This window comes from Parasedimentitalea marina (genome assembly GCF_004006175.1).
GTDB classification, from domain to species: Bacteria; Pseudomonadota; Alphaproteobacteria; order Rhodobacterales; family Rhodobacteraceae; genus Parasedimentitalea; species Parasedimentitalea marina.
The window spans coordinates 2938473-2961622 of sequence record NZ_CP033219.1 but is presented as its reverse complement, the minus strand read 5'-3'; the positions used below and the strand labels follow the sequence as shown (position 1 = coordinate 2961622).

Genomic DNA, 23150 nt, shown 5'->3' with positions numbered 1-23150 from the left:
TCGATCCGGTCGCACCATGCGAGACACAGAAATTAATTTAGAAAGTAGCAGCAGAAAGAGGTTCTTGGTGGCGGTAACGATTAAACGAACAGTTGGCGGAAAAATCGGCCATGGCAGCACTCCGGACATTCTAGCCGTTCAGAAACTTCTTAACCGCCACGCCTCGCTTGCGGGATATAAAAAGCTGGAAGAGAACGGCAAGGTCGATAAGAAAACTCTGGCGGCGATCAAGAAGTTTCAGCAGGTCTGTTGCCCGGATATTAATGCAGATTCTCGCGTCGAGCCGCGCAAACAGACCCTGCTGTCACTGAACATGTCAGCCGCAGATCTGAAGAAATGGGTCAAGGGTGTGCAAAGCGATGATCCCGGTGACGCTGCCCAGTGTATCGTTTTATACGTCGGTAAGACAGCTTACGAGTTCAACTCGCAAAATGATGCCGACAAGTTCGCCGCCACCATCAAGCAGATCGAAATCAACGGCAAGACCCATCAGTTTACCCCCAAGGAATGGGCCGCCTTCCAGGCTGACATGATCAAGACGCTGAACCGAACCATTGTCGTCGGGGCCAAGTCGCGCGCCGAAATGGCCTATGGTCTGTGGGAGCACTTTGCCGAGCTGAACAACGACCAATATGTGATCAGCTGGTTTGTCTCGCTGACCGGGCCGGACCTGCCAAAGTTTGGTATCGTCAACAAAGCATCCAACGCTGCGAGAAACCTTGAAGCTGCGGTGAAATCGGGCAATTTTGACCGCATTGGCAAGGCAATCAAAGAGGCCGAAGAACCCATTAACAAGGCCTATAAGGTCATGTGGGATTACCAGAAAGCGGTCATTGGCAGTGCCGAAAACTGGGTCACCGCGCTTGAGGTTACCAAGACCACCAGTTTTATCATTGTTGGGGCCATTGCCACGCCTTTGCTGGTGCCCTCGGCCGGGCTGGCTGGTGCCGGGGCTCTGGCCAGCGGTGGGACTGCCTTGGTTGGCTCCACGGCCAATGAGCTGGGAAAATACAATGTCGGCACCTCAAAAGGGCCGGCCGACGCGATCAAGAATATCGCCCTTGATACGGTCATTGACGGCACGGTCGGGGCTGTCCTTAAAGGCGCCAGTGGCAAGAAAATATTCGAAGGTGTGGGCGAGCAGCTTGTCAAGAAGGTTGGCAGCAAATGGATCGGCAAAGTCGGGTCGCCCGCTGTGCAGAAATACCTTACCGCCTACCTGCAGAATGCCACCACCTCTGGCATCGAAGAGGCGATCAAACAGGTCGGTGAGGTGATCAAAGGCAAGACCAAGCCCAAGGATTTTTTTGGCAAGGTTGCCACGGCCATGGCCACCGGTGGGTTCATGAAGGGGTTTGACAAGGTTGTCGACGATAAGCTTGGCAAAGCCGTTTACGATGGTATTTCCAGTAAGGCCCGCAAAGATATCTTTGGCGAGCTTAAGCCAGCGGTCGCGATCGGAATTATCAACGATGTCGTCAAGGGCAGTGGTGGAAATTTCGTCAGCACCGGCATTGAACAAGCGCTGAAGGCTGCGACTGGGAAAGAGTCCGACACGGCGCTGGTCGAGGCAGCGGCCAAGAAAATGACCAAGGGGGCTGATTTCAAAAAGTTCCAGAAAATGCTCGCCGACAAGGCCGCCAAGCGGAAAAAGTGACCTGCACCAAGGCAGTGATCCGGCGGGCTTCAATCCCTTAGGTGTTTGGACTGTGTGTCGCCGCTGGCATATGAAGTCAGCTGGTCGGCCAGGACAGCGACCAATTTGTGCAACATCACCGTTAGCAGCGCCAGAGCAATCAGGCTGGCGAACATCAGGTCAATCTTGACCCGGCCATTGGCCAACAGCATCAGGTATCCCAATCCCTTGGACGCGCCGACCCATTCGCCGATGACGGCGCCAATGGGGGCATAGACTGCCGCCAGTCGCAGGCCAGTGCCCAGCGAGGGCAGCGCATGGGGAATGCGGATACGGGCCATGACCTGCCAGCGGGTGGCGCCCATGGTGCGGGCCAGGTCCAGCATGCCACTGTCGACCCGGGTCAGCCCGTCGTGAAAGGCCGAGGTGACAGGGAAATAGATGATCAGCACTGCCATGACGATTTTCGAGGCCATGCCATAGCCAAACCAAAGTGTCAGGATCGGTGCCAGCGCAAAGACCGGCACGGCCTGAGTGAACACCAGGATCGGCAGCAGCAGGTGCTGTGCCCGCTGGGAACTGGCCAGTTGAACGGCGGTCAGCACACCCAGGACAGTGCCTAGCAACAACCCCAAAAGCACCTCGGTTGCGGTGACAATTGTGTGCTCCAGGATCAAGGCCCGGCTGGCAAAGCCCGTCTGAGCGACCCGCAGGGGGGACGGCAGGATAAAATGCGGCGCACCGGTTATCCAGACCAGCAACTGCCAGATCAACAAGCCCAACAGCAATGCGGCTATTGCGTATAAACCTCGTCTCATCTGATTTGCCCCCTGAGATGCGCCAGTAACGCCGCCTGGCAGGCCAGTGTGTCTGGATCATCCAGAGCGCGGATTGGCGCCGTGGAGGGCGGCGTCCAGATGGTTGCCTCTGCTGGGGATAGCAGCAGGATCTGATGGCCCAGACGGCTGGCCTCGGCCGGGTCATGGGTGACCAGCAGTACGGTCTTGCCCTGTAATACCTCGGCGGCCAGCTCTTGCATATCCGCGCGGGTGCCGGCATCCAGTGCCGAAAAGGGTTCGTCCAGCAGCACCACCGGGCGGTCCTCGATCAGGGCGCGGGCCAGCGCCGCCCGTTGCCGCATGCCACCGGACAGCGCGGCGGGGGTCTTGTCTTGATGTGCGCCAAGTCCGACCCGGGCCAGCAAGTGGCGCGCGCGCTCCAGATCCGCGGGCTCGCCGCGCAAACGGGCGCCAAGCACGGTGTTTTCCAGAACAGTCAACCAGGGCAGTAGCAGATCCGACTGCGCCATATAGCTTATGCGATCGCGCAGCGGCTGGCCGTCCTCTGCCTGGATCTTGCCCTCGAATTGGCCCCCGGTGGACAGGTCCAGGATCAGCCGTAGGATGGTGGATTTACCTACCCCAGAAGGCCCCAGCAAACAGGTCCATTGCCCCGCAGGCAGCTGCACGGACAGCGGGCCAAACAATCGGGTGTCGCCCAGTGTAAAACTGCCCTGCAGCGTGATCGCGGGAGGCAGCGTCATGCGCCCAGTGATCCGCCGCGTAGCCCCATATCCCAGAATTTGATTTCCAACTGGGTTGCGGTGGTGAAGCGATCCTGCAGGACGGACCAGCGAGGGGAACTCGTCGGGTCATCGCCCAGCCGCCGGGTGACGGCCCCGTCCAGCATGGCGCCAGCGGAGGTACAGGCGGTTTGAAAACCGGGGCTGGCGTAGGTGTTGATCCAATCCGCATAAGGCGCATCGGCCCCGGCGGTCTGGGCCAGCTGCAGGCCAATTTCGCCATAGCCAAAGATGCAGGGCGCCAGTGCCGCCATCAGATCCAGAAAATCCCCCTGCATGCCGGCGTCCAGCACGTAGCGGGTATAGGCGATGTTCTCGATCTCTTCGCTGGCGTCAAACAGTTGCTGCTCCGAAATACCCTCGGCGGCGCAGACCTGCACATGCAGCGCCATCTCTTGATTGACCAGGACGTCGACTGTGGCAGCGCAGTGCTTCATCTCATCCAGGGTCTCGGCTTTGACCACCCCCAGCGACCAGGCGCGTGCGTAGTTCACAAGGTACACATAGTCCTGCACCAGGTAATGCAAAAACGCGGCGCGCGGCAGGGTCCCATCGCCCAGCCCCTGAACAAAAGCGTGGCGGGTATAGGCCTGCCAGCTTGGCGTGCAACCCTCGCGCATGTGCGCGAAGGTCTGTCCATAGTTAGGCCCGGTCATTTGACGGTCACATCAACGGCGATGGTTGCGACGTCGTTGACTGACGGCACCAGTCCTGCCTTGTGCAAAAACGCCTCGAAATCGCCATAGCGGCCCTGGTCCATGGCGGTGGGGCGCAGTGCGAAACGGGGCAGGGTGTCGGCCCATGCACGTTTGTTCAGCTCGTCCTGCAGTTCCGGTGAGGTGCCCGAGAAGACCTTCCAACTGTCGACGGGGTGGTTGACCATATACTGGGTCGCCTTTTCGGTCGCAGCCAGAAACCGGGCGATCATGTCACGGTCCATACTGTCTGTGTTGGCCACATAGATCAACTCATCATAGGCCGGTAACCCGTGCTCTTCGACGTAGAAACAATTGCCTTCGACGCCTTCGATCTCCATCTGGTTCAGCTCAAAGTTGCGGTAGGCACCGATCACTGCGTCGACCTGGCCGGACATCAGCGAGGGTGACAGCGACCAGTTCACGTTGACCAGTTCCACATCGTCCAGCGTCAGGTCATAGGTGGCCAGCATTGTCCCCAGGACCGCCTCTTCAACGCCCCCAACCGAGAACCCGACCTTTTTGCCCTTCAGGTCGGCAGGCGAGGAGATGGGGCCGTCTTTCAGCGCCAGCAGGCAGTTCAGCGGCGTCGCGACCAGGGTGCCAACCCGTTGCAGCGGCAGGCCTTCGTGGATTTGCAGGTGCAGTTGCGGCTGATACGAGATCGCTAAATCGGCCTGACCGGCAGCCACCATCTTGGGCGGGTCCGAGGGGTCTGCCGGAGCGATGACCTCGACTTCCAGGTTTTGTTCAGCGAAATAGCCCAATTCCTGCGCCACAATGATCGGGCCGTGGTCAGGGTTCACGAACCAGTCCAGCAGCAGGGTCATCTTGTCCTGTGCCATCAGCGGCGAGGCCGCCAGCGCCAGCGCGGTCGTCAGGGAGAGAAGTTTCATAAAGGAGAGCCTTTCAGAGTCTGGGCAGGATCGCCCATTGCAATAAGTGTGATGTCGCCGGACCAATAGCTTTGCAGGGCCCGTGCCGCGCGCCAGGCCCGCAGGCCAGACCGGCAGGTCAAAACCGCGCGCTGGTGCGCGGCGGGTGTGGGGCGGGTGGCCATGAGGTCCACGACAGAAAGCCGACGTGCTGTGGACGTGACCGGGGTCGGGGCCTCATCAGTTCCGCGCAAGTCAACGACAAAATCGTTCGCAGTGATGGCCTGCGGAGCAATGAAGGTCAGGGGCGCATCGGGCTCTGATGCGCCATCAAAGCGAAAGCCACCAAGACGCAAGTCATGCAGGTTAAAAGTAACCAGCTGCCCCAGGGGCGACGGGGACAGGTCCAGCAAAATGTTCAGCGCTAATTGTGCCTGCATCGCCCCAATTGTCCCGACCACCGGCCCCATGACTCCGGCTGTCTCGCAAGAGGTGGCGCGCTCGGGTAACTCAGGAAACAGCGCACGCAGTGACGGCGCCCCGGCGCAAAAGCCACCGACATATCCCTCGAACCCCAGCGCCGAGGCCGCGACAAGGGGTTTGCCCAGTTCAAGGCAGGTATCTGATAGAATATAGCTCACGGCAAAGCTGTCAGCGCAGTCCAGTACAATGTCGGCGGATTGAACTAGGTCTGTGGCATTGGCCGGGGTCAGAGCCGCCATAACTGGTGTGACCTGACACTCGGGGTTCAGCGCGTGCAGAACTGAGGCGGCGATCTGTGCCTTGCCCTGTCCGATATGCGCCTCGCGGTATAGCACCTGCCGGTGCAAGTTGGTCTGCGATATGACATCGGGGTCCACAACGGTGATCCTGCCCAATCCGGCCCCGGCCAGATACGGCAGCACCGGGCTGCCCAATCCGCCGGCCCCAATCACCAGCGCATGAGTCGCGCTCAGCGCTGTTTGGCCCTTGGGTCCAACTTCGGGCAGGGTGATCTGGCGTGCATAGCGGCTCATCTGGTTGCCCTGATCCAAGACTTGACCCGTGCGCTGGGATCTGTGTTCAGGGTGATGTCTGTGACCGCTGCCACCACATCTGCACCGGCCTCAAACGCCCCCGCAGCGCGGTCGACACTCATGCCGCCAATGGCAATCAGCGGCGTGTCCCCGATCAAAGACTTCCATTCGGTTAGTTTTGGCAGGCCTTGCTGGTGCCACTTCATCTTTTTCAGGATGGTGGGATAGACCGGTCCAAGGGCGATGTAATCCGGAGCCAGCGCCAGGGCGCGGTCCAACTCAGCCCGGTCATGGGTGCTAACCCCCAGCCGCAGCCCGGCCTTACGGACGGCGGCGACGTCGGCCTCAACCAGATCCTCTTGCCCCAGATGGATAAAATCACAGCCCTCATCAATCGCAATCTGCCAATGATCATTGATCACCAGGGTGCAATCTGCCGCCTGACACAGATCCCGCGCCGCGATGATCTCGGACCGCAAAACCTCCGGCGCGGCGTCTTTGATCCGCAGCTGTACCAGCTTGATCCCAAGCGGCAGCAACTGCCGCAACCATTTGGTATCGTTGAAAATCGGATAAAATCGATCCAACCTCATGACAAAAACGCCTGTCCAATGACCGGGGTCGAGGGCGCCGCCATGTCGCGGGGCTCCATTGGGTCTGCGTCAGCCGCCAACTTGCCCGCAAAGATAGCAGCGGCAAAGGCCTCGGCCATTTGTGCGGGATCACCGGCCTTGGCCACAGCCGTGTTCAGCAGCACCGCATCATAGCCCAGCTCTATCGCCTGCGCCGCCTGTGAGGGCAGGCCGAGACCGGCATCAATCACCAGCGGAATGTCCGGAAAATGGGCCCGCATCGCGCGCAGCCCAAACAGGTTGTTCAACCCCTTGCCAGATCCAATCGGCGCGCCCCAGGGCATCAGCACCTCACAGCCGGCATGCAGCAACCTGTCGGCGACCACCAGATCTTCGGTGGTATAAGGGAATACCTGAAATCCGTCCTCTGCCAGAATACGCGCTGCCTCGACCAGACCAAAGACATCCGGTTGCAGGGTGTCATCCTCACCAATGACCTCCAGCTTGATCCATTTGGTGCCAAACACTTCGCGCGCCATATGGGCGGTGGTCACGGCTTCCTTCACGCTGTGACAGCCGGCCGTATTGGGCAAGACCGGGACCCCAAGATCCTTGATCAAAGCCCAGAAATCCTGCCCGGCGCGACCCGCCCCGCTTTCCCGGCGCAGAGACACAGTGGCAACGCTGGCGCCACTGCGTTGAAAGGCCTCTGCCAGAATGGCGGGCGAGGGGTATTGTGCGGTGCCCAGCATCAGGCCATTGGCCAGGGGGGTTCCGTAGAAATCTCGCATGGGTCAGCCCCCCTGCATTGGCGCAAGCACTTCGATTTGGTCACCGTCCCGCAAAGCCTGATACGTGCGCTGGGTCAGTGGGATAAAGCTGCCGTTGACCGCTGTCGCCACAGCTGCGCCGCCATAGCCGGCTTCGTCCAGCAACAGCGCCAGGGTGTCGGCCATCGTGCTGTGCGGTTTGCCGTTAAGCTGAATATTCATGGGTGTTCCCTTCCTGTTGGGTGCCAAAGATCATGTCGCCAACACGGCGCGCAAAGGCGGGGGCCAATAGATAGCCGTGCCGGTAAAATCCATTGACCTGGATCAGGTTCCCATCGCGGCGGACGCACGGAAAGTTGTCGGCAAAGGCTGGTCGGGTGTCGACGCCGGTTTCCAGCACCTCAGCCTCGCCAAAGGCAGGGTGCAGGGCATAGGCCGCGCTGAGCATTTCCAGCAGTGAACGCGCGGTGACATGGGTGCTGGCGCTGCTTTCGATCATGGTGGCGCCGAGCATGAAGATCCCATTGCCGCGGGGCACAACGTACAGCGGAATCCGCGGATGCAGCAGGCGCAGGGTGCGCGTTAGCGTGACATCCGGGCAAGACAGCATCAGCATCTCGCCTTTGACACCGCGCAGGTCGCGCAACAAGTCTCGTGCTGCGTAGCCTCGGCAGTCGATGGTCAGGCCACCGCTGGCGCTCTGTGCCGGATCGCAGTCGGCCTGGGTGAAATCCACCCCATCGCTCAGCAGGGATTTAAACAAAGACGCCAGGGCCGCTCGGGGGCAGATATGTGCTTCGCTGGGAAAGTATAACCCTTTTGAAAAGCGATCCTCCAAATCGGGTTCCAGCACAGCAATCCGGGCGCGGTCCACAGGGTCAAACTGGCTAGTGCGGCGGGCAAACTGGCGCAGCTGGCTGTGGTCGCGATCCAAGGCCACAACCAAGGTGCCTTTGTGCGCGACCAGCCCGGTTTTATCCTGCCACCAACTGGCCGCCCCGCTGCCCAGACGCACCACCTCCGGTTCGGCACTTTCGGCCTCGCAATAGGGGGCCAGCATACCGCCAGCCCACCACGAGCAGGCGTGGGCACCAGGGGCGCCGCCCCGGTCATAAAGATGAACGTTGGCACCCCGGTCACGCAATTCACGCGCCACACATAACCCGGCCACCCCGGCGCCGATAATGGTAATATCAGTCATGGTTTACCCCCAGAGCGCGTGGAAGTGATGCACTGGCCCGTGACCGCTGCCGATGGTCAACTCATCCGCAGCAGCGATCGCCTTTTGCAGATAGCCATGGGCCGAGGTCACGGCCTCTGTCAGGGCCAAGCCCCGTGCGACCTGGGCCGCAATTGCCGCCGAATAGGTGCAGCCGGTGCCATGGGTGTTGCGGGTTTCGACGCGACGCGCGGTGAGGTACAGCGGCGCTGTCATCCCCATCAGCAACACATCGGTGCAGGTTGCGCCGGTGCTGTGCCCACCCTTCATCAATACGCCACGCGGACCAAGATCCAGCAGAGCCCGGGCCTGATCTTCCAGACTTTGCAGATCTTCTGCCTCGCAGGTGCCCAGCAGTCTTGCGGCCTCGGGCAGGTTTGGCGTCAACAGATCCGCGCGCGGCAGAAGGTCGGACTTCAGCGCCGAGATCGCCGCGTCCTGCAGCAACGCATCGCCGGATTTGGCGATCATCACCGGGTCCAGAATGACGGTGCCGTCATAGTCAGACAGCGCCTTGGCGACGGCGCGGATGATCGCCGGCGAGAACAACATGCCAAGTTTTATCGCCTGTGGTTTCAGGTCCCGCAGCACGGCGTCTATTTGGGCCTGTACCACATCCGCAGGCACCTCGTGCACGGCGGTGACGGCACAGGTGTTCTGCGCGGTCACTGCGGTGATAACGCTGGCACCATAGGCGTGATTGGCTGAAAAGGCTTTGAGATCGGCCTGAATACCGGCGCCGCCACCACTGTCCGAGCCAGCGATTGTCAGTGCAATGGGGGTCGTTTTCATTCTGCGCCCTTCGTACAAACAAGGGCATGACGACATGGAAAACGAGTATCCGAGCGCAGTGGTGGCGCATCGATCCGTTCCCTACGCCGGTATTGCCCGGATCAGGTTCGACGGGTCGATGCAAGCATCTCTCAGCCCTTAAGGGCCCCCCGACGGATTGTGAGTGTCTTAGGAGATACAATGAGAGCATGCAAGCGGTTGACGCCTGCATGCCCTGGACGACGACCGGTTTCGCCCGAGGGAACGATCCGAAATGCAGTCGTAATACTGTTGTTTATATGACTGCTTATTGTGTAGTGAACAACAGGCGATATTCATCGCGTAACAGATTTTTTTGCACTTTACCCATGGTATTTCGCGGCAACTCGGGCAACACGATCAACTTTTTGGGGTGCTTGAAACGCGCCAGCGACTCACCCACGGTGGTGCTGATTGCCTCAAGATCCGGGTCGGCGTCATCCCCGGCAACCAGAAAACCAACAACGGTTTCCCCAAAATCCGGGTGCGGTACACCGACGACCGCGCTTTCCAACACGCCGGGCTGGTCATCCAGAACCAGTTCAATCTCTTTGGGGTAGATGTTGTAGCCGCCCGATATGATTAGATCTTTGTTGCGCCCCACGATCTGCACATAGCCCTGCGGGTCAATCACCCCCAGATCGCCAGTGATGAAAAACCCATCCTCGCGCAGCTCTTGCGCAGTTTTTTCCGGCATCTGCCAATAGCCCTGAAACACATTGGGTCCGCGCACCTCAATCTGGCCGATTTCGCCGTCGGGCAGGGGTTCCCCGGTGCCGGCATCGGTGATCTTCAGCTCGACCCCGGGCAGCGGCTTGCCAACGGTCCCGGCGCGGCGCTCGTCGTCATAGGGGTTTGAGGTGTTCATGTTGGTTTCAGTCATGCCATAGCGTTCCAGAATGCGATGGCCGGTGCGGGTCTCGAACTGGACGTGGGTATCTGCCAACAGGGGCGCACTGCCCGAGATGAACAGGCGCATGTGCCCGGTCAGTTCGGTGGTGAACCGGGCATCGTCCAGCAACCGGGTGTAAAAGGTCGGCACGCCCATCATGCAGGTGGCACGGGGCAAGGTTTCGATCACCTGATCCAGATTGAACCGGGGCAGAAAGATCATCGATCCACCGGTCAGCAGAGAGACGTTTGAGGCGACAAACAGCCCGTGAGTGTGAAAGATCGGCAGGGCGTGCAGCAATACATCTTGATCGGTAAACTGCCAGTAATCCACAAGGGTTTCAGCATTGGACAACAGGTTTTCCTGGCTGAGCATCGCCCCTTTGGAGCGTCCCGTGGTGCCGGATGTATAAAGAAAGGCCGCAAGGTCATCCAACTGTCTGGCCACAGTGGGGAAGCTGTGGGATTGCATTTCTGCCAAGGTGCTCAGCGATCCGGTGCCATCAGCATCCAGTGTTTCAAGCCGGGCTTTGGCCGCCTGGGCGACGGGGGTCAGAGCAGCCTGAGAACTGCTGTCGCAGACCAGCAGTTTGGCGCCGCTGTTATCCACAAAATACGAGACTTCGGCCGCGGTATAGGCTGTGTTCAAGGGCAGGAACACGATGCCGGCCTGCACGCAGGCAGCGTAGATTGCCAGCGCCTGCGGGGATTTTTCAATCTGTACTGCCAGCCGGTCACCGGGTGCGACCCCGGCGTCACGGAACACATGCGCAAACCGTGCCGCCATGCATAAAAACCCATCATGGGTCACGGTGCTGCCGTCCGGCAGATGCAAAAAGGGCGTGGTCTTGCCGGCGTAGCGACCAAAGAGAGAATCGTAGAGAGGGTTGGTCATCATGGGTGTCCTCATGTGTCTTGCGGTTTGGCAGCGGCGCTTAGGGCGGAAACTTCGGGCGATGCGACAACAGTCTGAGCCGAGGCATATCGCTCGTGGTTTTGGGTGATCAGGGGCAGGTCATAGAGATAATTCACCATTGCGCCACCGGATTGTGCAAGACCATTTTCCGACAGGTCAGCCCCGGCATGTACAGCGTGGATAAGGGCACCATTGCCCAGGTGGAAACGGGCCACCGGATCATAGGGCGCGCCGTTGGGGCGTTTGGCGGTCAACAGGTAGTTGGCGGCAATCTCGCGCTGCTGTTGGTCATCCGGGTCATCAATCTGGCGATCTGTCTCCGCCAGCCAGCGATTTAAGCCGGGAATGGGCGACAGGGTGACAAAACTTGTCAGGTTAGGCAATTCGCGCGACAGGTCGGCAACCACTTGTTTGATCAGCGAGTTGCCAAACGAGATCCCGGCCAACCCGGCCTGACAATTCGAGATCGAGTAGAACACTGCCGTGTCGGCCTCTTCGGCGGCGATGTTGTCGCGGTCCTCTGTCAGGACACCCTGCACCGATCCGGGGATGCCCTGGGTCAGGGCGACCTCGACAAAAATCAGCGGTTCATCCGGCATGGCCGGGTGGAAAAAGCCAAAACAGCGCCGGTCGGCAGGCTGCAGGCGGTTGCGCAAATCGTCCCAGCTGTGAATGGCGTGCACCGCCTCATAGGCGATGATCTTGTCCAGAATGTCAGCCGGGCTTTCCCAGCTGATCGGGCGCAGCACCAGAAAGCCACGGTTGAACCACGAGGCGAACAGGTGGCGGAAATCCAGATCAACCACAGCCAGTTCGGGATGTTTGCGGGCCAGGCGCAGCAGGTCCTTGCGCATCTCAACCAGCTGTTTGGTGGCGCCGGGGACATGGTTCAACCGCCGGGCCAGCTCTTGCCGCTTGGGTTCCGAGGCCCCCATGAAGTCTTGGTAATTGGATTTGGAGGCTTCGGCGCTATAGGCGTTGAGCGCACGGCCCACCGCGTCCGTATTGATCCCCAAGTGTTCCGTCAGAAAGCCAAAGAAATCGCGTTTTTCACCGTCTTCCATAGCCCCGTAGCCGTCCAGGATATGGCGGGCAAGCACCATGCCCGAGACCTCACCAGAACTGCTTAGCAAGTCAGTGCACAGTGCTTCGATGGATCGCCCCTGGTTGTCGGGTTCTGAGGCGCGGCGATAGCGGCGTTCAAAGACGGTGGTCAAAAGGTCGGCGAGAAAGCTCATAAGCCAGCCCCCATTACGGCATCCGGCAACCAGGTTGCCAGACCGGGGAAAATGCACAGCAACAGGATCGCCAGCACCATGCAGGCCACATAGGGCAGGGACCCGGTCAGAATGGTGCGCAGTGAGATGTCAGGCGCAATGCCGCTGATCACATAGAGGTTCAGACCCACCGGCGGTGAAATCAGACCGATCTCCATGTTGATGGTCAGCACCACGGCAAACCAGATCGGGTCAAAGCCAGCAGTGGTGATGATGGGCAGCAGGATCGGCGCGGCCATAAGGATCACCGCCACTGGGGGCAAAAAGAACCCGGCGATCAGCAGGAACAGGTTCACAGCACCCATCAAAACCCAGCGGTTCACATCCAGCGTGCCGATCCATTCCGCAATAGACTGGGTGATATAGAGGCTGGACAGCATGTAGGAGAACACACCCGCAGCGGCGATGATGAACAGGATCATCACGCTTTCCTTGGTGCTGTCGCGCAGCACCACCCACAGATCACGCGGATGCCACAGCTTGTAGATCACCACAGCGATCAGCAGGCAGAGCAGGGCACCCACGGCGGCGGTTTCCGATGGTGTGGCGATGCCACCATACATGGCGTAAAGCACGCCCAGTATGATGAACAGAAACGGCAGCACGCGGGGCAGGATCTCAAACCGCTCGCGCCAGCTATAGCTGCGGGCTGACAGCAGGGCGGTATTGCCGGATCTCCAGGTGGAGTAGAGCGACCAGACCATGAACAGGCCCACCAGCATCAATCCGGGGAGGACACCGGCCAGGAACAGGCGGCCAATCGAGCTCTCAGTGGCGATGCCATAGACAATCATGGTGACCGAAGGCGGGATCAGGATGCCAAGTGTGCCGCCGGCAGCGATCGACCCGGCCGCAACGCCGTCTGGATAGCCACGTTTGCGCATCTCGGGGATGCCCATCTTGCCGATCGCGGCGCAGGTGGCGGGGCTGGAGCCGGACATCGCAGCAAACAGCGCGCAGGCACCCAGGTTGGAAATCACCAGCCCACCGGGAACCCGGGTCAGCCAGCGCTCTAGTGCCTCATAGAGGTCAGCGCCTGCCCGGGTCGAGGCGATGCTGGACCCCATGATGATGAACATCGGGATCGAGAGCAGGGCAAAGTTGTCCAATTTGCCAAACAGGATTTCCGGCATCAGTTCCAGCGAGCGCATACCGTCAAAGATCATCAGAAATCCGGCCGAGACGATCAACAGCCCCAGCGCAACAGAGACGCCCGAGAACAGCACAAGGATGGTGGCAACGGCGACAATTGCGCCTAAAAACAGCGGATCCATCAGGTATCCTCCAAACCAAAGGGTTGATCGATTTTCAGGATGACGGCGACCAGGTCGGCGATCAGTTGGAGCAGGAACAGGGCAAAGCCAACGGGCAGGGACAGATAGGGGATCCAAAGGCGCACGCCCCAAATGGTGTCCGAGTGCCAGTTGCGGGCCCAGGCAAAGTGCCAGTACTCAAAGCCGTACCAGAGCATGATCGTGACGATCACAATGGACGCCGACAGGGTCAATATGGCCAGGGCCATGCGAGCAGGTTTCGGCAGTGCCAGGGGAATGAGATCGACGTTCACATGACCCCGCAACCGCTGCACATAGGGCAGGCCGATCAGGGTGGCCGATATGACCAGATAGATCACCGCCTCGGTTTGCCAGATGGTGGACCCATTCAGGACAAAGCGGACAAAGATCATTTGGCAGGTGATGGCCACTGCGGTGACAATCATCGCAGCTGAGACCCAGCCGGCAAGTGTTGAGATAGCAGCCACAGCGCGCAGGAATGGGTTGTTTCCTGCATGCGCTGCGGCGGCTGAGCTATGGCCAGCCATTGCGTCTTCCTTTGATATTGGGGTGGTATTTAATGGGGGCGCTGCAAGATCTGCAACGCCCGGTTTTCATCACTCGACAGCGAGCGCCAGGTCCAGCAGAGCCTGTCCGTCCGGAACCTCTTCGACAAATTTCTTATACGAGGTTTCCTGCGCAATCGCGCGCCATGCGGCGAAATCTTCGGCGGTCATTTCGGCGATCTCGACACCGGCCTCTTCGTAAGCTGTTACCGAAGCAGCATCCTGTTTCTTAGCTTCTTCGAGATAGAACGCCTCGGCTTTGGCCGCGCCTGCCAGAAGGGCCGCCTGCTGGTCTGCACTCAGCCCGTCAAAGGTGGATTTGTTCATCAGTAGCGGCTGATACATGAACCACAAGGCAACATCGCCAGCCGGGGTATAGCAGCTGACCTGCTCGTAGATGCGATAGGACACAAACGACGAGGATGAGGTATTGGCAGCGCTGAGAACGCCAGTTTGCATGGCGTTGTAAATCTCGGACGAGGCCATTGAGGCGATGGAGGCGCCGGCACCGGCCAGCATCTGTTCAAACGACTTACCCGCGGCGCGGGTTTGCAGGCCCTTCACGTCGTCGGGGCTGGTGATGCATTTGTCTTTGCCAGCAAAACCACCAGCCAGATAGCCATGCACCAGCACCATCACGTCGTCGTCGGCCATCTTGGCCTCTAAGGCTTCCATGAACGGAGAGCTGGACAGACGGGCAGCGTGGTCGTGGTTTTTCACCAGGCCCGGCATCAGGGTCAGGTTATACGCAGGCTGTTGGCCGCCGGCATAGCTGAGCGGCAGAACGGTCATGTCGAGCTGGCCACGGCTGAGCGGTTTGTACTGTTCGCGTGGTTTGAACAGGGATTTGGAGCCAAAGATCTTAATGTCCAGATCCACATTCGCGGCGGCGACCTCGTCGGCAACGATCTGCGCGACTTGGTGGCGGATATCCTTGTTGGACCACTGATGCGACAACCGCAGTTCGGTTGCATTTGCTGCGCCTGACTGGGCCAGCACGGCGGCAGTTGCGACTGCCGTTAGAAAATTCGTTTTCATAGTATCCTCCCTAGGTACCCGGGTTTTTGAACCGGGTGAATGTGGGGAGTGTTTGCTGAATTGAATTCAAAGTCAAGATTCTTGTATACAAGAAAATGAACATTGCGCACATATGCGCGTTCTGGTATCAATTTGGCATGGACATTCGACGCGCTGACATGATTGCAGATGAGCTGGAAGAGCTGGTTTTCGCTGGAGAATTTGGCGATGGTGACCGGCTGGACGAGGTTAAGTTGGCGGCACAGTTCGGGGTGTCACGCACACCGCTGCGCGAGGCGTTTCAGCGCCTGATTGCCTCGGGTTTGGCCGAACAAATCCCGCGTCGCGGTGTATTTGTGCGTCAGCCGGGCCCAGTGGAGCTGATGGAAATGTTCGAAACCATGGCCGAAATAGAAGGCGTGTGCGGCCGATTGGCGGCGCTGCGCATTTCGGATCAGGCGATTGAGGTCCTGACCGAGGCCAATAAGCGGTGTCAGCAGGCGATCGAGAATACAGATATCGATGAGTATTACCGTGAGAACGAATTTTTCCACCATTACATCTATCAGCAGTCCGGCAATTCCTTTCTGGAGCAAGAAGCGCTGCGGCTGCATCGGCGCCTAAAGCCATTTCGCAGACATCAGTTGAAATTTCGCGGCAGGATGGCGCAATCGATGGCAGAACATGTTGCGATTGTCTTGGCACTGAAAAATGGCGACCCGGACATCGCAGCCGAAGCGCTGCGCGGCCATGTGGCCATTCAGGGTGAGAAGTTTCACATGCTGATGTCCAGTCTGAAAACGGCAGCACAGTAGATTAAGAACTGCACTTCTTTGGGCGGTGCAACAGTGGTGCGCAAGAAACCGATTTGGCGTCGCTTTCAGGCCGTAATTGTCTCAATTGTGCATAGAAATCCTGTCCGTTAATTGCTGATATGGCGCATGGACCGGCAACCGGTTTCAGGCCTAAGGAGCGCCCCATGGATACCAAACTGCTTTTGATCATTCTTGATGGGGTGCCTTGGCGAAATTTCCGGCGCTTGTTTGGCAATCTGGAAGGCTGGGTTGACAGTGGCGAGGCGCGCGTGTGGAAGCATCGTGCCGTGCTGCCGTCAATTTCTGCCAGTTGCTATGCCTCGATCCATACCGGCGTGACCCCGCAACAGCACGGCTGCACCGGCAATCGAAATGTGTTCCGGCTGAGCCATGACGACGTGTTCAGTCAGGTGCGCAAGGGGGGCGGTGTGACCGGCGGCGTGGCGCATAGTTTCTGGTCCGAGTTCTTCAACCGGCATCCCTTTGATCCAGTGCTTGATATTGAGTATGACGAGCCGGACAGCCAGACCATCAACCACGGCCGCTTTCATACGATGAGTGGCTATGGGCACCACAACCAGATGACACCGTCAGACGTGGATCTGTTTGGCACTTTGACCAACCTTTGCCTGCGCCATGGGCTGGACTACGGCATGCTGCATACCTGCACACTGGACAGCATGGGGCACCGGTATTTTCACGACTGTCAGGAAATGGATCACGCCTGTTTTACCATGGACGAAATGCTGGCGCCCTTCATCACCCGCTGGCGGCAGATGGGGTATGAAGTGATCGTGACGGCAGATCACGGTCAGGACGCGCGTGGACATCATGGTGGCCGCGACCCGCTACAACAGGAAACCGCTCTTTATTACTTTGGTGAGGCGCAGGGGCCCAGCAGCGATACCGTCATCGACCAGTTGCAACTCGCCCCAACGATCCTGTCTCGGATGGGCGCACCGGTCGCGGAGACGATGCAGGCCAAGCCTTTTCTTTGGTGACAAAACAGGCCGGGGCGCTGCCCCGGACCCCGGAGTATTTTTAAAAAGATGAAGTCTCGACAAGGATGGGTGGCGTTTTGGGGTCAGTCAAATGGCCAGATGTTCTGACCCAGGGCTTCAATTGTTACGGAAATCCGCTCAAAACTATTTCTGGCCCGTCCGACCGAGTGACGGGCGCGCAAATAACCATGTACCAATCCCGGCTCATTGATCAGCTGCACTTGACCGCCCGCAGCCTGCAGCTGGTCGCGGTAGTCCCGCGAGTCATCGCGCAGCGGGTCACAGTCCGCTGAGACCACCAGCGTTGGCGGCAGGTCTGTGAAATCGCTGTCTTGCAACGGCGCATAGGTCGGATCGTTTTGCGGCGGTGGGCCTGCGCTGCGAATTTGATGGTAATAGAGACATTCATCGCGTGTCAGCATTGGTGCCTGGGCGTGTTCAATATAGGATCCTGTGGTCATATCGCCGCCCAACACGGGGTAGATCAGAACCTGGCCCAGCACAGAGGTTTGCTGCCCGCGCGCATGATGCGCCACCGAGGCCGCCAGATTTCCACCAGCGCTGTCGCCGACCAGAACCAATCCGCTGCTGAACCGCTCAAATGCCCATTGGCTGGCGGTCCAGGCGTCCTCAAAACTGGCGGGGTGTTTGTGCTCGGGGGCCAGACGGTAATCAACCGCGATTACCCGGTACCCGGTCTGGGCGCAGATTTCGGCGCAGATGTCATCATGGCTGTCCAGCCCTCCGACAACAAAACCGCCGCCGTGGAAATACATCACGGTACGCGTCGGATCGCCTGCCCAGTAATGCCGTACTGGTACCCCATTGGCCGAGAGGTCCTCGGTCTGGACAATGGCGGGGCGGGCGACGTGGAAATCACGACACATGGCATCATAGTTGTCGCGTTGCTCGTCAATGCTCAGCGCGACTGCGCCATCGGCATAGCTTTCGCCGGTTTTGCGGATGAAATCCCAGGTCTCGGCATCGATTTGTTTTTCATAGTCCATCCCAGATCCCTCGCCGAGTTTTTGCGAGACTAGACCAGATTTGGTCAATCTCCCAAACAAAGAAAGCGCCCCAGGGGCGCTTTCTTGACGTCATCAGAACCGATTTACGGGTTTGGCATCGGCTCCCAGGGGCGGGTAAAGCCACCGAGCACCTTGCCGATTTGATCTTCTGAAATGCCATTGGTCGCAACTTGAGCAACCAAACCGCGCTTTTTGTCATCGATCACGTTTTCAACCCGTGCCGCCAGGTCCGCCTTGGTCAGGGCCTGGTTGTAGACCCGGGTGATGGCACTGCGGCGCAGGTCCGGTTTGAACACCTTGCCAACGGCGGTCTTTGGCAACTCGTCCAGAATGGTCATATGTTTGGGAATGGCGGCGCGTTCGTGGACGTGCAACTTGCAGAAGTCCAGCAATTCCTCGGGTGTGACCGAGGCCCCGTTGACCAGTTCGACAAAGGCACAGGGCAGCTCGCCCGCATGGGCGTCCGGTTGACCGATGGCTCCGGCAAAGGCCACAGCCTCATGGCCCAGCAGCGCCTCCTCGATCTCGGCCGGGTCAATATTGTGGCCGCCCCGGATGATCAGGTCCTTGGCGCGCCCGGTGATCCACAGATAGCCGTCTTCGTCGATCCGGCCCAGATCCCCGGTGCGCAGGTATGTGTCGAAATAATACAGGTCAGCATTCTTGGCCGCTTCGGTATAGGTGTTGCCTGCGTAAACACCAGGATTGGAGACACAGATCTCGCCGATCTCGTCCTCGGCGCTTTCTACCGGGCCATCCGCTGAGCCCTTGACGATCTTCACGTCCGTATAGGGGAACAGAATGCCAGTTGATCCGATTTTTTTGGTGCCGTTTACAGGGTTGCACGATACCAGGCAGGTGGCTTCGGTCAGGCCATAGCCCTCGATAATGGACATGCCAGTGGCTTTTTCAAAGCGATTGAACAGTTCAACGGGCAGGGGGGCCGAGCCGGAAAAGGCGGTCTTTACGGTTGAAACATCTGCATCAATCGGGCGCTGCATCATCGCCGAAATGGCCGTTGGCACTGTGATAATAAATGTGATCTTCCAGCGTTCGATCAGTTTCCAGAAATTGTCGAACACCCCTTCACCGCGATAGCCCTGCGGGGTCGGAAACACCACATGCGCGCCCGAGGAAATGGCAGGCATTAAAATGACGTGGCAGGCAAAGACATGGAACAGCGGCAGCGGGCACATGATGTTGTCTTCTTCAGTGAACAACAGGGTATGACCCAACCAGCCATTATAGATCATGCCAGAGTATTTGTGTTGCGCCACTTTGGGCATGCCGGTGGTGCCACCGGTGTGGAAATAACAGGCCACCCGGTCGCCGGTGCTGTCGGCAAAATCCAGAGAGGTGGACTGCTTGGCCAGCTCTTTGCCAAAGTTTTTGTAAGTCGCATGGGCGATCTTTTCCTTGCCCTCCAGTTTGGGCCGGATCAAAGGCACAATCCAGGATTTGGGCGGTGTCAGATAGCGGTTCAGATCCACCTCAAGAACGGTGTTTACATTGGGGGCATGGCGCACTGCCTCGGCCACTTTCTGGGCGACATCGGTTTTGGGGAAGGGCATGAGGGTGACCACAACCGTGGCATTGGTCTCGCGCAGGATGGACGCAATCTGCTCTGGTTCGAGCAGAGGATTGATCGGGTTGACGATACCCGCAACCGCGCCGCCCAGAAACGAGAAGATCGCCTCGCTGCAGTTGGGGAGTACATAGGCAACCACATCTTTCTCGCCGACACCAAGCGAGCGAAACAAATTGGCAGCCTGCGTTGTCTTGTCTTTCAGCTGACTCCAGGTGAGGGTCTCAGCCTTGTCAGCCGGTCCGGACAGGATTTGATAACTGACCGCCTTGCTGTTTGGGTGTTTGCCTGCGGTTCGCGACAAAAGACCATATAATGTCGCGGGTAAATCCCGTTGATCATACGGCATTTCATTTTCCAGCGCATTACGATCCTCAATCCCGGCAAACGGCATGACGTCCCTCCCTTGGTACCCACTTGCTGTGGGCCTGTTTTATGCTTTGCTCCAAGATGCGAGGAAAATCTGAGTGACGCAAGCGCAGGCATTGGGTCACCCAAAGGCAACTAAGAAATGACGCTACGCAATTCTTCGCAAACGGGCAGGTAAGTACTGGTGTTCATCCCTTAGAACTGACAGCCAGGTATTGACAGGTGTCGGTTCGTCAAACGCCGGTGCCACCATATGTTTCAAGTGTGCCGCCAGCCACAAGATGGTCCAATAGCACTTTGCGCCGTGCGCCGTGGGTCAAGTTCAGGACACGGATTTCTTCGGCAGTCAGATTTCGCCGGGTATAGCCAAGATCCGCCAAGCATCTGTCCACTGCGGCCGCTTCGCCGCTGTCGCGGATATCATCCTGATCCGAATAGACGACAAGCGGGCCAACTATAATCCCGCCTAACACGACGCCAGCGGCATAGCTGCCGATCACTGCAGTGTTACCGCCTTTTTGTGCATGCGGGGAGCATTCAGCCACTGCTGCTTTGGCCGCTGCCATACTGTGGCCCTGCTGATACGGCACAGAGGGTCCCGGTGCTCCGCTACAGCCTGCCAGAAGTGCCAGCCCCATACATGTTGCCGGCCTCAAGAATGAGCGAAACCCAGAACTGTGTGCGTTGCGAAATCTCATCAAATGAATCCTTTTGTCGAATACTATCCTTTTCTAGACAGGGAAACGGCATAAATCCAGCCCGGGCAGCCACTGGATATTTGTAAAACTCATCGAAATTATTCCGTCATCAAATGGGCTTGATGGATGTTTCGGGTGGCATGGCCCCATGCCGAGGTGGTTCACTGTCAACTGCACAAAAAAGTCAAAGCCCCGGACATTCATCCGAGGCTTTGAAACGCGTTTTCAGGTTTGTGGGTTATTCGGCGGCCAGACCTTCGGTGAATTGCAGCCGGGCCAGACGGGCATAGAGCCCACCTTCGGCCACCAGCTGGTCATGGGTACCGGTGGCGACAATGCCGCCGTCCTCCAGCACCACAATCCTGTCCGCTTTTTTCACCGTCGCCAGGCGGTGCGCCACGATGAGCGTTGTCCGCCCCTCGCTCAGCTCATCCACGGCCGCTTGCACCAGCCGTTCGCTTTCGGCGTCCAGCGCCGAGGTGGCCTCGTCCAGCAGCAGCACGGGTGCGTCACGCAGGATGGCGCGGGCAATTGCAATGCGCTGTTTTTGTCCGCCTGACAGCATCACGCCGCGTTCGCCGACAAAACTATCGTAGCCATCTGGCAGCGCCGAGATAAAATCATGCGCTGCAGCGGCTTTGGCGGCGGCCTCGACCTCGGCATCGGTCGCATCCAACCGGCCAAAGCGAATGTTGTCGCGCGCCGTGGTGGCAAAGATCACCGGATCCTGCGGCACCATAGAGATCGACTGGCGGAACTGATCACGCTGCAAGTCGGGCAGGGCTATGCCGTCCAGTTTCACAGCCCCTGCGCTGGGGTCATAGAACCGCTGAATCATCTGGATAATGGTAGTCTTACCCGCGCCGGACGGGCCGACAAAGGCCACAGTTTCACCCGGTTTCACGGTCAGTGTCACATCCCGCAACGCCGAAGTTTCGGGCCGGGAAGGGTAACGGAAGGAGACATTGTCAAAGAAAATCTCGCCTCGCACCGGGCTGGCCAATGTGATGGGCGCGACCGGGTCGGTCACGTTATCCTGCGCGTTCAGCAGCTCGATCAAACGCTCGGTTGCACCGGCTGCGCGTTGCAGCTCGCTCCAGATTTCCGACAGCGCCGCAACGGATCCGGCAACCAGAACCGAATAGATTACGAACTGAACCAGAGTGCCTTCGCTCATCACGCCGGCGCGCACGTCGATGGCGCCCATCCACAGCACCCCGACTATGCCTGAGAACACCAGAAAGATCACGATGACGGTCAAATAGGCGCGGGTCCGAATGCGCAGCTGCGAAACGTTATATGAGGTCTCGGTCATCTCTGCGAACTGCGCCCGGCTGGCGCTTTCGTGCGTAAAGGACTGCACAGTTTGCACCGCAGACAAGGCCTCGCCTGCATTGCCGGACGAGGCGGCGATCCAGTCCTGGTTTTCACGGCTGATGACCCGCAGTCTGCGGCCCAAAACAAGAATAGGAATGATCACTGCGGGCACGATCAACAGCACCAGGCCTGCCAATTTGGCCGAGGTCAGCAGCATCAAGACCAGGCCGCCTACGAACAACAGGATATTGCGCAGGGCAATCGATACCGAAGAGCCCAGCACCGATTGGATCAAGGTGGTGTCGGTGGTTATCCGGCTGAGCACTTCGCCGGTCATGATTTTCTCAAAAAACTCGGGGCTCATACCCAGCACACGGTCAAACACCGACACGCGGATATCGGCAACCACCCGTTCCCCCAACCGGGTCACCAGCGCATAGCGCAGCCCGGTGCCCACAGCCAGCAGGGCGGCAATACCAAGTGCGGCCAGAAAATACTGGCTGAGCAGCTCACTATCGCTGATCCGAAAGTTATCGATCACACGACGCACGGCCAAAGGCAGTGTCAGCGACAGGCTGGCGGTCAGCACCAGGGCAAAAAGCGCCAGTAACATTTGCACCCAATAGGGTTTCATGAATGGCCAGAGGGCCCCAAGGACGCCGATTTTCTTCGAGCTGTCGCGCTCTTCGTTTGCATGTGGTGCTGCTTGTGATCGCGCCATTTCGGATCCTTTGATCTGTCAGTCCAAGCAGGCGGTCAACGCGCTGCATATGGCCAAAGTTCATGAGCCTGCAAAGGCGCCACGTCAAGCGGTCAAGTGACGCGCCTAAGCCCATCCTTACTAAGAAATCAGGCAGAAATGAAGGGGAGGTAACGTTCTGGAGCGGGCGACGGGAATCGAACCCGTGTCATCAGCTTGGAAGGCTGAGGTCTTACCATTACACAACGCCCGCTCTACAGTTTCAGGATCTATTTCATAGACTTTAGGAGGTCAAGAGGCCTTTCACTGCAAAATGATTGCAGTGTAGAACGGCTGCGAAAGCATGGCATCTGTCGGGTATTGTGCAAGTGCCTGAATATCAATGTTTGGCGTGGCTAGTAAGTTGCACCATGTCATTCGCTGAGATCGATGAACGACCTTCCCACAATTTTAATTGCTGACATTCAAACTGCAGATTTGAAATTTAGCCCCCCCAATCCTCCCGTTCATGCGGCTGTGCC

The 23150-nt window shown here is 58.7% G+C and carries 22 protein-coding genes, 1 tRNA gene and 1 riboswitch; of the genes, 3 read left to right on the top strand and 20 right to left on the bottom strand.

The features are described 5' to 3' along the window. Window positions 1-67: 67 nt before the first annotated feature. Entirely contained in the window at window positions 68-1657 is a 1590-nt protein-coding gene (locus EBB79_RS14290; RefSeq protein WP_127749514.1) for a peptidoglycan-binding domain-containing protein, read from the top strand. Window positions 1658-1686: 29 nt separating this feature from the next. Here EBB79_RS14290 and EBB79_RS14285 read toward each other — a convergent pair whose 3' ends face one another. From EBB79_RS14285 to dctP, 15 genes are all read right to left on the bottom strand, one after another. Further along, the gene (locus EBB79_RS14285; protein WP_127749513.1) at window positions 1687-2454 is read right to left on the bottom strand and encodes an ABC transporter permease; all 768 of its coding nucleotides are present in this window, start codon (window positions 2452-2454) and stop codon (window positions 1687-1689) included. Next, window positions 2451-3179 (bottom strand): ABC transporter ATP-binding protein, encoded by a 729-nt coding sequence (locus EBB79_RS14280; protein ID WP_127749512.1) that lies wholly within the window; start codon window positions 3177-3179, stop codon window positions 2451-2453. Before EBB79_RS14280 ends, EBB79_RS14285 begins: the two co-directional genes overlap by 4 nt. Beyond that, window positions 3176-3874: a thiaminase II gene (gene tenA / locus EBB79_RS14275; RefSeq protein ID WP_127749511.1), complete on the bottom strand. Its 699-nt coding sequence runs from the start codon at window positions 3872-3874 to the stop codon at window positions 3176-3178. Before tenA ends, EBB79_RS14280 begins: the two co-directional genes overlap by 4 nt. Next, window positions 3871-4809, bottom strand: a complete 939-nt coding sequence (locus tag EBB79_RS14270; RefSeq protein WP_127749510.1) for an ABC transporter substrate-binding protein — start codon at window positions 4807-4809, stop codon at window positions 3871-3873. The genes tenA and EBB79_RS14270 overlap by 4 nt, the downstream gene beginning before the upstream one ends. Further along, window positions 4806-5804 (bottom strand): HesA/MoeB/ThiF family protein, encoded by a 999-nt coding sequence (locus EBB79_RS14265; protein ID WP_177627819.1) that lies wholly within the window; start codon window positions 5802-5804, stop codon window positions 4806-4808. Before EBB79_RS14265 ends, EBB79_RS14270 begins: the two co-directional genes overlap by 4 nt. After that, window positions 5801-6397 carry a thiamine phosphate synthase gene (locus tag EBB79_RS14260; RefSeq protein WP_127749508.1) on the bottom strand — a complete coding sequence of 199 codons (597 nt, stop codon included), beginning with the start codon at window positions 6395-6397 and terminating at the stop codon, window positions 5801-5803. Before EBB79_RS14260 ends, EBB79_RS14265 begins: the two co-directional genes overlap by 4 nt. Beyond that, the gene (locus EBB79_RS14255; protein ID WP_127749507.1) at window positions 6394-7167 is read right to left on the bottom strand and encodes a thiazole synthase; all 774 of its coding nucleotides are present in this window, start codon (window positions 7165-7167) and stop codon (window positions 6394-6396) included. Before EBB79_RS14255 ends, EBB79_RS14260 begins: the two co-directional genes overlap by 4 nt. 3 nt (window positions 7168-7170) lie before the next feature. After that, window positions 7171-7368 (bottom strand): sulfur carrier protein ThiS, encoded by a 198-nt coding sequence (gene thiS / locus EBB79_RS14250; RefSeq protein ID WP_127749506.1) that lies wholly within the window; start codon window positions 7366-7368, stop codon window positions 7171-7173. Beyond that, window positions 7352-8347 carry an FAD-dependent oxidoreductase gene (locus EBB79_RS14245; RefSeq protein WP_127749505.1) on the bottom strand — a complete coding sequence of 332 codons (996 nt, stop codon included), beginning with the start codon at window positions 8345-8347 and terminating at the stop codon, window positions 7352-7354. Before EBB79_RS14245 ends, thiS begins: the two co-directional genes overlap by 17 nt. A gap of 3 nt (window positions 8348-8350) precedes the next feature. After that, window positions 8351-9157, bottom strand: coding sequence for a bifunctional hydroxymethylpyrimidine kinase/phosphomethylpyrimidine kinase (gene thiD / locus EBB79_RS14240; protein ID WP_127749504.1), 807 nt, complete (start codon window positions 9155-9157; stop codon window positions 8351-8353). Between the two features lie 61 nt (window positions 9158-9218). Continuing rightward, a riboswitch (TPP riboswitch) is annotated at window positions 9219-9319 on the bottom strand. A 124-nt stretch (window positions 9320-9443) separates the two neighbouring features. After that, window positions 9444-10961, bottom strand: a complete 1518-nt coding sequence (locus EBB79_RS14235) for a malonate--CoA ligase (RefSeq protein ID WP_127751012.1) — start codon at window positions 10959-10961, stop codon at window positions 9444-9446. A gap of 11 nt (window positions 10962-10972) precedes the next feature. Further along, entirely contained in the window at window positions 10973-12220 is a 1248-nt protein-coding gene (locus EBB79_RS14230) for a malonyl-CoA decarboxylase (protein WP_127749503.1), read from the bottom strand. Further along, window positions 12217-13533: a TRAP transporter large permease gene (locus EBB79_RS14225; protein WP_127749502.1), complete on the bottom strand. Its 1317-nt coding sequence runs from the start codon at window positions 13531-13533 to the stop codon at window positions 12217-12219. Before EBB79_RS14225 ends, EBB79_RS14230 begins: the two co-directional genes overlap by 4 nt. Beyond that, window positions 13533-14081, bottom strand: coding sequence for a TRAP transporter small permease (locus EBB79_RS14220; RefSeq protein WP_127749501.1), 549 nt, complete (start codon window positions 14079-14081; stop codon window positions 13533-13535). The genes EBB79_RS14225 and EBB79_RS14220 overlap by 1 nt, the downstream gene beginning before the upstream one ends. Before the next feature lie 69 nt (window positions 14082-14150). Then, entirely contained in the window at window positions 14151-15137 is a 987-nt protein-coding gene (gene dctP, locus EBB79_RS14215; RefSeq protein ID WP_127749500.1) for a TRAP transporter substrate-binding protein DctP, read from the bottom strand. 137 nt (window positions 15138-15274) lie between these two features. On the opposite strand from dctP, the gene EBB79_RS14210 reads away from it, so the two are divergent. Continuing rightward, window positions 15275-15931 (top strand): GntR family transcriptional regulator, encoded by a 657-nt coding sequence (locus EBB79_RS14210; protein WP_127749499.1) that lies wholly within the window; start codon window positions 15275-15277, stop codon window positions 15929-15931. Between the two features lie 164 nt (window positions 15932-16095). Then, window positions 16096-16932, top strand: coding sequence for an alkaline phosphatase family protein (locus tag EBB79_RS14205; protein ID WP_127749498.1), 837 nt, complete (start codon window positions 16096-16098; stop codon window positions 16930-16932). An 83-nt stretch (window positions 16933-17015) separates the two neighbouring features. Here the strand turns inward: EBB79_RS14205 and EBB79_RS14200 are convergent, their stop codons facing one another. From EBB79_RS14200 to EBB79_RS14180, 5 genes are all read right to left on the bottom strand, one after another. Next, complete coding sequence (locus tag EBB79_RS14200) at window positions 17016-17939, bottom strand: alpha/beta hydrolase (protein WP_127749497.1); 924 nt, start codon at window positions 17937-17939, stop codon at window positions 17016-17018. Between the two features lie 104 nt (window positions 17940-18043). Then, window positions 18044-19939 carry an acyl-CoA synthetase gene (locus EBB79_RS14195; RefSeq protein ID WP_127749496.1) on the bottom strand — a complete coding sequence of 632 codons (1896 nt, stop codon included), beginning with the start codon at window positions 19937-19939 and terminating at the stop codon, window positions 18044-18046. A 208-nt stretch (window positions 19940-20147) separates the two neighbouring features. After that, entirely contained in the window at window positions 20148-20552 is a 405-nt protein-coding gene (locus EBB79_RS14190) for a hypothetical protein (RefSeq protein ID WP_127749495.1), read from the bottom strand. Between the two features lie 298 nt (window positions 20553-20850). Next, window positions 20851-22650 carry an ABC transporter transmembrane domain-containing protein gene (locus EBB79_RS14185; RefSeq protein WP_127749494.1) on the bottom strand — a complete coding sequence of 600 codons (1800 nt, stop codon included), beginning with the start codon at window positions 22648-22650 and terminating at the stop codon, window positions 20851-20853. A 158-nt stretch (window positions 22651-22808) separates the two neighbouring features. Next, window positions 22809-22882, bottom strand: a tRNA-Gly gene (locus EBB79_RS14180). Window positions 22883-23150 lie beyond the last annotated feature (268 nt).